Source organism: Rahnella bruchi (assembly GCF_003614975.1).
Classification (GTDB): Bacteria; Pseudomonadota; Gammaproteobacteria; order Enterobacterales; family Enterobacteriaceae; genus Rahnella; species Rahnella bruchi.
The window spans coordinates 132,835-144,596 of record NZ_QZWI01000006.1; the positions used below are offsets into that span (position 1 = coordinate 132,835).

At 52.6% G+C, this 11,762-nt stretch carries 9 protein-coding genes; 1 reads left to right on the forward strand and 8 read right to left on the reverse strand.

Features of this window, described 5'->3' with window-relative positions; genetic code table 11:
• Window positions 1-24: 24 nt before the first annotated feature.
• The 6 genes from apaH to lptD form a co-directional block, all read right to left on the reverse strand.
• On the reverse strand, window positions 25-879 hold the full coding sequence (gene apaH / locus D5398_RS13105) for a bis(5'-nucleosyl)-tetraphosphatase (symmetrical) ApaH (RefSeq protein WP_120508031.1): 855 nt from the start codon (window positions 877-879) through the stop codon (window positions 25-27).
• Between the two features lie 5 nt (window positions 880-884).
• The gene (gene apaG / locus D5398_RS13110) at window positions 885-1,262 is read right to left on the reverse strand and encodes a Co2+/Mg2+ efflux protein ApaG (protein WP_112286979.1); all 378 of its coding nucleotides are present in this window, start codon (window positions 1,260-1,262) and stop codon (window positions 885-887) included.
• 4 nt (window positions 1,263-1,266) lie between these two features.
• Complete coding sequence (rsmA, locus tag D5398_RS13115) at window positions 1,267-2,094, reverse strand: 16S rRNA (adenine(1518)-N(6)/adenine(1519)-N(6))-dimethyltransferase RsmA (protein ID WP_120508032.1); 828 nt, start codon at window positions 2,092-2,094, stop codon at window positions 1,267-1,269.
• A gap of 5 nt (window positions 2,095-2,099) precedes the next feature.
• Window positions 2,100-3,107 carry a 4-hydroxythreonine-4-phosphate dehydrogenase PdxA gene (gene pdxA / locus D5398_RS13120; protein ID WP_120508085.1) on the reverse strand — a complete coding sequence of 336 codons (1,008 nt, stop codon included), beginning with the start codon at window positions 3,105-3,107 and terminating at the stop codon, window positions 2,100-2,102.
• Window positions 3,097-4,392 carry a peptidylprolyl isomerase SurA gene (gene surA, locus D5398_RS13125; RefSeq protein ID WP_120508033.1) on the reverse strand — a complete coding sequence of 432 codons (1,296 nt, stop codon included), beginning with the start codon at window positions 4,390-4,392 and terminating at the stop codon, window positions 3,097-3,099. Before surA ends, pdxA begins: the two co-directional genes overlap by 11 nt.
• A gap of 125 nt (window positions 4,393-4,517) precedes the next feature.
• On the reverse strand, window positions 4,518-6,899 hold the full coding sequence (gene lptD, locus D5398_RS13130; RefSeq protein WP_120508034.1) for an LPS assembly protein LptD: 2,382 nt from the start codon (window positions 6,897-6,899) through the stop codon (window positions 4,518-4,520).
• A 181-nt stretch (window positions 6,900-7,080) separates the two neighbouring features.
• Between lptD and djlA the strand changes: the two genes are divergently transcribed.
• The gene (gene djlA / locus D5398_RS13135) at window positions 7,081-7,902 is read left to right on the forward strand and encodes a co-chaperone DjlA (protein ID WP_120508035.1); all 822 of its coding nucleotides are present in this window, start codon (window positions 7,081-7,083) and stop codon (window positions 7,900-7,902) included.
• 88 nt (window positions 7,903-7,990) lie between these two features.
• Here djlA and rluA read toward each other — a convergent pair whose 3' ends face one another.
• Window positions 7,991-8,692: a bifunctional tRNA pseudouridine(32) synthase/23S rRNA pseudouridine(746) synthase RluA gene (rluA, locus tag D5398_RS13140; protein ID WP_120508036.1), complete on the reverse strand. Its 702-nt coding sequence runs from the start codon at window positions 8,690-8,692 to the stop codon at window positions 7,991-7,993.
• Window positions 8,693-8,758: 66 nt separating this feature from the next.
• Window positions 8,759-11,656, reverse strand: coding sequence for an RNA polymerase-associated protein RapA (gene rapA, locus D5398_RS13145; RefSeq protein WP_120508037.1), 2,898 nt, complete (start codon window positions 11,654-11,656; stop codon window positions 8,759-8,761).
• Between the last annotated feature and the right edge of the window lie 106 nt (window positions 11,657-11,762).

The window sequence follows — 11,762 nt, forward strand, 5'->3', positions numbered from 1 at the left end:
GCTATCTGATTGCCTGCGATTGAGCTAAATCGCTTTCGGGATCTCAGAATGCTCTTTTTCACTGTGACGGTTTGACGGTTGCGTGAAGTAGGTTTTATCTTCCCAGCGTAACATTGTCAGATCGCCACCCCAGCAGCAGCCGGTATCGAGTGCATAGATGCCTTCCGGCGCGCCTTTTCCTTCCAGCGATGCCCAGTGACCAAACGCAATGCTATAACCCGCTTCCTGCACGGGACCAGGAATATCAAACCAGGGTTTGAGGGGCTTTGGCGCGCTTTCCGGCACATCTTTGCAAATCATATCCAGCTGACCGTTAGGGAAACAGTAGCGCATACGGGTAAAAGCGTTGGTACTGAAACGCAGGCGTGCCAGGCCGGAAAGCTCCGGATGCCAGTTGTTGGGCATATCGCCATACATCGCATCCAGAAACAGCGGATAGGTATCGCTGCTCAGCACAGATTCCACTTCACGTGCACACATCTGTGCCGTTTCGAGATCCCACTGTGGCGTGATGCCAGCATGTGCCATAACCAGCTTCAGATCCTCGTCTACCTGCAGCACCGGCTGGCGTCGCAGCCAGTTGATGAGCTCATCAGCATCCTCGGCTTCAAGCAAGGGCGTGATGCGATCTTTCGGTTTGTTAAAGCTGATACCCGCGTAAACCGCCAGCAGATGCAAATCATGGTTACCGAGCACCATGCGCACCGAATCGCCCAAACCGCTGACAAAACGCAGCACTTCGAGGGAGGACGGGCCGCGTGCAACCAGATCACCTGTTAACCACAGGACATCATTTTGCGGATCAAAATCCACCTGCGCCAATAGCGCCTTGAGTTCATCGATGCAACCGTGAACATCACCAATAAGATATGTCGACATGAGGATTAATTTATCAGCGTAGGGATGGCGAGGCGGAAGACCGGAACGGGCACACGGAAGGCTTCACCGTCTTGTGCGACCATTTCATAATGGCCTTCCATCGTGCCCAGCGGCGTTTCTAAAATCGCGCCGCTGGTATAGTGAAATTCATTGCCCGGCAGGATCAACGGCTGTTCACCGATAACCCCTTCGCCCTGGACTTCAGTCTGGCGGCCGTTACTGTTGGTAATCAGCCAGTAACGGCGAAGCAGTTGCACATTAAAACGCCCCAGATTGCGGATGGTGATGGTGTAAGCGAAGACAAAACGTTCTTCTTCCGGTATCGACTGTGACTCAACGTAGATACTTTGCACCTGAACACAAACGCGGGGCGAATTAAGCATAACGCTACTCCTGAGGTTCCGGGGTTTTAGGTCGTGTAGACAACCAGTTAGCCAGTTTACAGTATTGCTCTACAGAAATATTTTCAGCACGCATGCTGAGATCTAAGCCCAGTTCGGTCATTTGTTCAGGTGTGAACAGGTGGCCAAGGCTGTTGCGTACTGTTTTACGACGCTGGTTGAACGCATCGGTGGTCAGACGGCTGAGAACGCGAATGTCCGGTACCGGATACGGGATCACTTCATGCGGCACTAAACGTACCACAGCGGATTCCACTTTAGGTGCCGGTGTGAAGGATTCGGGTGGAACTTCCAGAACCGGGATCACGTTGCAATAATATTGCGCCATCACTGTTAAACGACCATACGCCTTGCTGTTCGGGCCTGCAACCAGACGGTTTACCACTTCCTTCTGCAACATAAAGTGCATGTCTTTGATGGCGCTGGTATAGGTGAACAAATGGAACATCAGCGGCGTAGAGATGTTGTACGGCAGGTTACCAAAGACGCGCAGTGGCTGGCCGAGTTCTTCAGACAGTTCGCCGAAATTGATTTTCATCGCGTCAGACTGAATGACACGTAATTTGCCCTGATACTTAGGGTTATTTTCCAGACGCGTTGCCAGATCACGGTCGAGTTCGATAACCGTCATGCTGTCCAGGCGTGAAGCGACAGGCTCAGTTAATGCCGCCAGACCCGGACCGATTTCAACGACAGCCTCGCCCGGCATAGGGTGAATGGCCGATACGATGCTGTCGATAACAAACTGATCGGTTAAGAAGTTTTGCCCAAAACGTTTACGGGCAAAGTGACCTTGGTGGACTCTACTATTCATTGTTGTTATTTATCGTTGCTGTTATTTGCCATGTGAATGGCGAGATTTATTGCTGTCTTGAAACTGCCCGCATCGGCGGTGCCGGTGGCGGCGAGTTCAAGGGCGGTACCGTGATCAACGGAAGTCCGGATAAAAGGCAGGCCGAGCGTGATATTCACTGCGCGACCGAATCCCTGATATTTTAGCACCGGAAGGCCCTGATCGTGATACATCGATAAAACAGCATCGGCATGTTGCAGATATTTAGGCTGGAATAACGTATCAGCGGGCAACGGGCCGATGAGATTCATCCCTTGCTGGCGCAGTTCGTCCAGTGCAGGAATGATAATGTCGATCTCTTCGTGCCCCATGTGGCCACCTTCGCCAGCATGTGGATTCAGGCCACACACATAAATTTGCGGCTCGGTAATACCAAATTTGGTTTTCAGATCATGATGCAAAATGGTGATGACTTCGTGCAGGCAATCTCGGGTAATTGCACCCGGCACCGCCAGTAAAGGCAAATGCGTCGTCGCCAGCGCCACGCGCAATTCTTCGGTTGCCAGCATCATCACAACGCGGTTGCAATGGCTGCGGTCGGCAAAGAATTCAGTGTGGCCGATGAAGGGAATACCTGCATCGTTGATAATACTTTTTTGAACGGGACCGGTAATTAGTGCGGAGAATTCACCGCTGATGGCACCATCGCAGGCACGTGCCAGTGTCTCTACCACGTAGGACGCATTGGCGACATCCAGCTTACCGGCAGTCACAGGCACCGCGAGCTTAACCGGCATTACGGTCAGTGTGCCTGCAGCCTGAGGCTCCGGCTGGCGATCTTGCTGATACTCACGCAACTGAATACTCAGGCCCAGTTTCTCAGCACGTTCAAGTAGCAGGGCCGGATCGGCACATACCACTAACTCAACAGGCCATGCCTGCTGAGCCAGAGCAAGTACCAGATCCGGCCCAACCCCGGCTGGCTCGCCGGGGGTGATGACCACAGATTTTGTCACGGAAGAATTATTTTCCATTACCATCCATAATTTTCACATACGCTTCAGCACGTTGTTCCTGCATCCACGTCTGCGCTTCTTCTGCAAATTTGCGGTTGAACAGCATTCGGTAAGCACGTTCTTTTTGCGCTGCATCAGTTTTGTCAACCTGACGGGTGTCGATCAATTGGATCAGATGCCAGCCGAACGAAGAGTGGACCGGTGCGCTCATTTCGCCTTTTTTCAGGTTCATCAGTGCATCACGGAACGCCGGATCGTACATGTCTGCTGAAGCCCAGCCTAAATCGCCGCCCTGAATGGCAGAACCCGGATCCTGAGAAATCTGTTTGGCTTCATCAGCGAAGGTTGCTTTACCGCTCTTAATATCGGCTGCCACTTGTTCCAGTTTTGCACGCGCCTGTGCATCGGTCATCACCACTGAAGGTTTCAGCAGGATGTGACGGGCATGTACTTCGGTTACGGAAACAGTTTTGTTATCGCCACGGATATCGTTCACTTTCAGAATATGGAAGCCTACGCCTGAACGGATCGGGCCGATAACCTGACCTTTCTGCGCGGTGCTTAACGCCTGTGCAAACAGGGAAGGCAGTTCCTGCAATTTGCCCCAACCCATATTGCCGCCTTTCAGCGCCTGGGAGTCAGCCGAATAGGTGATCGCCAGTTTGCCGAAATCCGCGCCATTGTTCAGATCAGAGACGATTTTTTTCGCCAGCTGTTCTGCAGAATCAACTTGATCCTGACTTGGGTTTTCTGGCAATGGCAACAGGATATGGCTGAGGTTGAATTCAGCACCGCTGCCGTTTTGCGCAGCTACCTGTTTGGACAGCTGATCCACTTCCTGAGGCAGGATAGTGACGCGACGACGTACTTCGCTGTTACGCACTTCACTGATGATCATTTCCTTGCGGATCTGCGCACGGTAGGTGTTGTAGTTCATACCGTCATAAGCCAGACGACTACGAAGCTGATCAACTGAAATGTTGTTCTGCTGGGCGATACTGGCAATGGCTTTATCCACATCCTGATCGGTTGGCGTGATCCCCATACGGGTCGCCATCTGTAGCTGGATCTGATCCATGATCAAACGGTCGAGGATCTGGTGACGCAACGTTGCATCATCTGGCAACTGTTGTTTCGCCTGCTGAGCCTGCTGTTTGACGGAGTTAAACAGACTATCTACGTCACTTTGCAATACGACGCCGTTGTTCACGACGGCAGCAACTTTATCAACTTCCTGAGGGGCAGCAAACGCAGTGCTGGCACAAAGCGTCACGCCGAGGAGAAGTGTTCTCCAGTTCTTCATACTTTTTCCATTTGTCTAATCCGCAAGCGCGGGTTTCAAGTTCACTGAGTTCGTAGTGTCTTCACTAAATCAGCCCCGTCCGAGCGAAACTGGCTGCGGACGGGAACTCAAAAGTGTCGTCGGGCTTAGAAAGCTCGCTGATATGGCAGTATGCCGCTGGCCAACATTTCTTTTGTTCCGAGGGTTTGATTGTTACCCAGGCCTCTAAGTTCAATATTGAAACCAATCTTATTGTCATACTTACTTTCGGACTTGGTCGTGTCGTAGTTGGTAATCTTACGTTCGTAACCGACATTGATCGCCCAGCAGCAGGTATTGTACTGCAGGCCAAGCAACTGATCTGCGCTCTGCTGTGCTTTGGTATCGTAATAATATGCACCGACGATGGACCAGCGGTCGGCAATCGGCCAGCTGGCGATACCGCCGACCTGAGAAATACCGTCCTGATACCCCGCGTTTTTCACATCAGGCAGCGTAGCCTGAATATATTCCGGGCTGGCATAACGGTAGCTCAACTGAATCATTCTTTCCGAGTCAGCGCGATATTCAAGCACCGCATCGCCGAGCGCCAGCGCATCCAGGCGGGTGTCATATTGCACACCGCCACGTACGCCCCAGAAGTTATTGATTTTGTAATAACTGTCACCCGCCCAAACTAGGCTACCGGTGTCATCACTTTTATCCAGCACGCTGTACTGATCACCTGTACGTGGTGGCTGGAAGTAATAAATCTGTCCGGCAGAGGCGTTGAAGCGCTCTTCCAGATTTTCGTCATAAATACGGGTGGTTAAACCGCTCGCTACCTGATTCGCAGAGGCAATGCGGTCAAGGCCACTGTAGCTCTTATCGCGGAACAGACCGGTGTAGTCGGACTGAAGCAACGTGGAGTCATAGGTGTTGATCGAGCTTTGGTTACGATACGGAATGTACAGATACTGCACACGCGGCTCGAGGGTCTGGGTGTAATCACTGTTCCAGTCCATCGTGCGATCAAACACCATCTTGCCGTCGGTTTTAAACTCAGGCATCACGCGATTTACAGATGATCTTAAATCAAGTGGTTTGGCGGTATTAGTGTAATAACTATCAGGGATATCCTGCTGATAGTGGGTAGCCATCAGCTTGACTTCGTTATCCAGGCTGCCCCAGCCATTACTGAGCGGGAGGCTGAGCGTTGGCTCGAAGTGGGTTCGGATGGCTTCAGGATTTGACGGGTTGACACTGGTGAATTTCACCGCCTGACCGTACAGGTGCAGGTCGAACGGACCCAGATCGTTTTTATAATAGTTAATGTCCAGCTGTGGCTGGGCACGGTAAGCATTCTGGTTACCGTAATCACTGAAGACCTGGAACTGTTTACTTGCCAGCGTGACATCCCAGTTTTCGTTCGCGTAACCTACGCTGAATTTCTGGGTGGAATAGCCGTCAGTACTTGAGCCGTATTTCGAATCGAAATCGGTGAAGTAATAAGGGTCACTGACCTTGGTGTAATCGACGTTAAAACGCCATACCTGATCGTAAACACCCGAATGACGCCAGTAGTACATCCAGCGTTTGGTGGAGTTGTCACTGGTACGGCCTTCATCCTTCAGGAACTGATCGTCGATCTGCTTATCATTACCCAGATAATCGAACTCCATCAGGCCTGCACCGGCGACGGTCAGGTAACGGAATTCGTTCTGCAGCTGTAGACCACGGTTGCTCATATAATTTGGCGTGATCGTGGCATCGTAGTTTGGGGCGATGTTCCAGTAATAAGGAACCGTCACACCGAAACCATTGTTGCTGCTGTATTTGGCGTTAGGGATAAGGAAACCGGAACGGCGCTTATTCCCAATCGGTAACTGCATATACGGGCTGTAGAACACCGGAACCGGGCCGATATGGAAACGTGCGTTCCAGATCTCTGCCACTTCTTCCTGGCGGTCCTGAATCACTTCCGAACCGACCACGCTCCAGCTGTTATCGCCTGGCAGACAGGTCGTGAACGTGCCGTTGTCCATGATGGTGTAGCGGTTGTTGTCACGCTGCTTCATCTTATCAGCCTGGCCCCGTCCCTGACGGCCAACCATCTGATAATCACCATCCTGAACATCAGTGTCTTTCGTGGTCAGGTTTGCAAAGCCTTTCGGGCCATTCAGCTTGATTTGATTATCGTTATAACGCACGTTCCCGGTCGCTGTGGCGGTACGGGTTGGCGTTGGCTGATTAGGATTGGCGATTTGATTGAGCTGAACATGATCAGCGTCCAGCGTGCTGTTACCCTGAACAACGTTAACGTTGCCGCTAAACAATGCGCTGTCGGGATAGTTGCCCGTCGCCTTATCGGCATTAATGGTCACAGGCAGTGAGTTAGGATCACCCTGCACCAAAGGTTTGTCATAGGTCGGAACGCCGAGCATACATTGTTCTGCGAGATCGGCCATTGCGCCGTGACTGTACAATACTGACCAGATTGTTGCGGCCAGCATTGTCGGTAAGCGTGTTTTCAGACGTCTGTTTTTCATACGTAAAATGGTGTTCCGTCATCAGAGGCATCATGCCGGCAAACGGTCAGAGACTATCTCACTCATCATGGTTGCGCTAGTGTTAAATCCCACCTGTTACGTTGCCGCCGTTAGGCACAACGATAAATGCCGGTTATGATAAAGCAATTTTTAAGCGACGGCATGGCGAATTGAGGAGTATATGCAGTATTGGGGAAAACTGCTCGGACTTATCCTTGGCTTATGGTCAGGTTTAGGCTTCTGGGGAATTGTTGCAGGGTTGCTGATAGGGCATATGTTTGATACCGCGCGTTCCGCGAAACGCCGGGGTTATTTTGCCGATCAGCAGACACGTCAAACCATCTTTTTCCGCACCACATTTGAAGTGATGGGGAATCTGACTAAATCAAAAGGCAGGGTTACCGAAGCAGATATTCAGATCGCCAGTCTTTACATGGAACGTATGCAATTGCACGGCGAGCAACGCGAAGCCGCGCAGCGCGCCTTCCGAGACGGCAAAGAAGCCAATTATCCTTTGCGGGAAAAAATGCGTGAATTGCGCAGTGCGTGTTTTGGTCGTTTTGACCTGATACGGACTTTTCTGGAAATTCAGATCCAGGCCGCATATGCCGACGGTTCATTGCATCCTAATGAACGTGAAGTGCTGTATGTGATTGCCGAAGAGCTCGGAATTTCGCGGATGCAGTTCGATCAGTTCCTGCGCATGATGGAAGGCGGCCAGCAGTTTGGCGGCCATCAGCAGGGCGGTCAGTCCTATCGCGGCGGTTATCATCAGACGCAGCAAGGCCCGACACTGGCGGATGCCTGCAAGGTGCTGGGTGTGAATGCCACTGACGACGCGACGACCATTAAGCGTGCGTACCGCAAGCTGATGGGGGAGCATCATCCGGATAAACTGGTGGCGAAGGGCTTGCCGCCGGAAATGATGGAAATGGCGAAGGAAAAAGCGCAGGCAATTCAGGCTGCGTATGATTTGATTAAGCGTGAGAAAGGTTTCAAGTAAGCCGACACAGCCTTTACAAACAATCGAATAAATAAATGGCGCTGAGTTCAGCGCCTTTTTTCTTGCTCATTTTTAACTCTGACGGATATCAGAAATCCGGTTCGCAGTTAAACACCAGCGGGGCATCAGTGATCGGATGATAGAAGGATAATTCCTGAGCGTGCAACTGTAGGCGGTCCGCCGCCGCCAGCGCCTGCGGATGAGCATAGAATTTATCGCCCAGAATCGGATAACCGAGCGCCAGAAGATGCACGCGCAGCTGATGTGAACGGCCGGTGATAGGACGCAGTTTCACCCGCGTAGTCCCGTCTTCATCCCAGGACATGACCTCATACTGGGTCAGCGCCTTTTTACCGGTTTCGTGACAGACCTTCTGTTTTGGCCGGTTGGGATAATCACAAATCAGCGGCAAATCGATAATGCCGTAATCTTCTTCAACCCGCCCCCAGACCCGTGCGATATACACTTTCTTGGTTTCCCGCTCGCGGAACTGACGTTTCAATTCGCGCTCTGCGTCCTTAGTGAGTGCCACTACGATCACGCCGCTGGTGGACATATCCAGACGATGAACAGATTCCGCTTCGGGAAACTCCTGCTGAATGCGTGTCATCAGACTGTCCTGATGCTCGGCTAATTTGCCCGGTACCGAAAGCAGTCCGCTTGGCTTATTCACCACCATGATGTGTTCATCCTGAAAAATCACCTGTAACCAGGGATCGGTCGGCGGATTATAATTCTCCAGCGGCCGGGTTTTGGAAGGCTCAGGGATAGTCGGTTGATGTTCGCTCATAGCGGTTTCAGTCTGTGTCCGGATTAAAGATAAGAAGGGATGCAGACTGGCTGCATCCCGTCGGGCTTACTGATGGCTGACCACCACAAGGCGGATAGCATCCAGACGCCAGCTGGCATCGTTCAGATTCGCCAGCACCTGCTTACGGTTAGAGTCTACCGATTCCAGTTCGTCATCACGAATGTTTGGGTTTACTTCTTTCAGCGCTTTCAGGCGATCCAGTTCCTGAGTCAGTTGCTCGTCGGCTTCGACTTTCGCCGCTTCAATCAGCGCGCGTGCCTGCTCAGCGATTTCTGCTTCGGCCTGTTGCAGCATGGCGTGGACGTCCTGCTGCACCGCATTCACCAGTTTGCTGGAGTTATGACGGTTGATGGCGTTCAGCTGACGGTTGAAGCTTTCAAATTCTACCTGAGCCGCCAGGTTGGTGCCTTTGCGATCCATCAACATACGCACCGGTGTCGGTGGCAGGAAACGGGTCAGTTGCAGATGTTTCGGCGCCTGACATTCCACCACGTAAACCAGTTCAGCCAGTAACGTACCGACCGGCAGCGATTTGTTTTTCAGGATCGACACCGCACAACTGCCGGTATCGCCGGAAAGGATCAGATCCAGGCCGTTACGCACGATCGGATGTTCCCAGCTGATAAACTGTGTATCTTCACGGGACAGTGCCTGTTCACGATCAAACGTCACGGTACAGCCGTCTTCCGGCAGACCTGGGAAATCCGGCACCAGCATGTGATCTGACGGCGTCAGCACGATCAGATTATCGCTGCGATCGTCCTGATTAATGCCGACGATATCAAACAGGTTCAGCGCAAAGTTCACCAGGTTTACATCGTTATCCTGCTCGCCGATTTCTTTCGCCAGTTGCTGCGCGCGCTCGCCTCCGTTGGAATGCATCTCCAACAGGCGGTCGCGGCCATTTTCCAGCTTTTCTTTCAGCTCGTCATGTTTTGCGCGGCATTCAAGGATGAACTCGTCCAGACCAGCCTGCTCGGCAGGCGTCGCCAGAAACGCAATCAGCTGTTCGTAGGCGCTGTCATAAATGGTACGGCCGGTCGGGCAGGTGTGTTCGAACGCGTCCAGACCTTCATGGAACCAGCGAACCAGCACCGACTGAGCGGTCTGTTCGAGGTAAGGCACCATAATGTCGATATTATTTTGCTGACCGATACGATCCAGACGACCAATACGCTGTTCCAGAAGATCCGGATTAAACGGCAGATCGAACATCACCATTTTGCTGGCGAACTGGAAGTTACGGCCTTCGGAGCCGATTTCAGAACACAGCAGAACCTGCGCGCCTTCTTCCTGAGATGCAAAGTAAGCGGCGGCGCGGTCACGTTCAATGATCGACAAACCTTCGTGGAACACGGCGGCACGGATCGCTTCGCGCTCACGCAGAACCTGCTCCAGCTGTAAGGCAGTGGCGGCTTTGGCGCAGATCACCAGCACTTTCTCGTCGCGGTTGGCGGTCAGATAACCGAGCAGCCATTCGACGCGCGGATCAAAGTTCCACCAGGTGGCGTTCTCGCCTTCGAATTCCTGATAAATTTGCTCCGGATACAGCATGTCGTGCGCACGGGCTTCAGCGGTTTTCTTCGCGCCCATAATGCCCGAAACTTTAATCGCAGTCTGATACTGCGTCGGCAGAGGCAGTTTCACCGCATGCAGATGACGATCAGGGAAACCTTTCACACCGTTACGGGTGTTACGGAACAACACGCGGCTGGTGCCGTGGCGGTCCATCAGCATGGAAACCAGCTGTTTCGCCGCCGCTTCATCACCTTTATTGGCGGCGGTCAGCAGAGCATCGGTATCGGCGTTGCCAACACTTTCACCCAGCAGAGCCAGTGCTTCTGGCGTCAGCGGTTCTTTGTTGAGTAACAGCGTGACGGCATCAGCCACCGGCTGATATTGCTGCTGTTCTTCGATAAATTCTTCGTAATCATGGAAACGATCCGGATCCAGCAGGCGCAGACGTGCAAAGTGGCTCTCCTGACCCAGCTGTTCCGGCGTTGCCGTCAGCAACAGAACGCTCGGGATCTGCTGGGAAAGCTGCTCGATAACCTGATATTCACGGCTCGGCGCGTCTTCGCTCCACACCAGGTGGTGCGCTTCATCGACCACCAGCATGTCCCATGACGCATCGGACAACTGCTCAAGACGGGATTTATTGCGGCGCACGAAGTCCAGAGAGCAGATCACCAGCTGTTCGGTATCAAATGGATTGGTCGCCTCATGCACGGATTCGGCGTAACGGTCATCATCAAACAGAGAGAAGCGCAGGTTGAAACGGCGCAGCATTTCCACCAGCCACTGGTGTTGCAGTGTTTCCGGCACCACGATCAGCACGCGCTCGGCACGGCCAGAAAGCAGTTGCTGATGGATGATCATCCCCGCTTCAATGGTTTTACCCAGACCCACTTCATCGGCCAGTAAAACGCGCGGCGCATGGCGCTGACCGACTTCGTAAGCGATGTGCAACTGGTGCGGGATCAGGCTGGCACGCATACCGCGCAGGCCGCCGAATTCCAAGCGGAACTGCTCGCGCTGATATTTACGGGCACGGAAACGCAGAGCGAAGCGATCCATACGATCAATCTGACCGGCAAACAGACGGTCCTGTGGTTTACTGAACGTCAGCTTGCTGTCGAGCAGCACTTCACGCATCGCGACGCCGGTTTCTTCGGTGTCCAGACGGATGCCGATGTAAGTCAGCAGACCTTTGTCTTCAACGACTTCTTCAACCTGTAACTGCCAGCCTTCATGACTGCTGATGGTGTCACCGGGATTGAACATCACACGGGTGATCGGGGAATCATTTCGGGCATACAAACGGTTTTCACCGGTGGCGGGGAAAAGCAGAGTAACCATGCGCACGTCCAGTGCTACTACGGTCCCTAATCCTAATTCGCTTTCCGTATCGCTTATCCAGCGTTGACCCAATGTAAACGGCATAATCTCTCTCTGTGTTGTTTGCACTATATACGGCGACTGCGCAATGCTTGTTCAGCCCGCGAACTTTCTCGGGCAATAGTTTTCTTTCCCCGCCAGATGGCGCGGA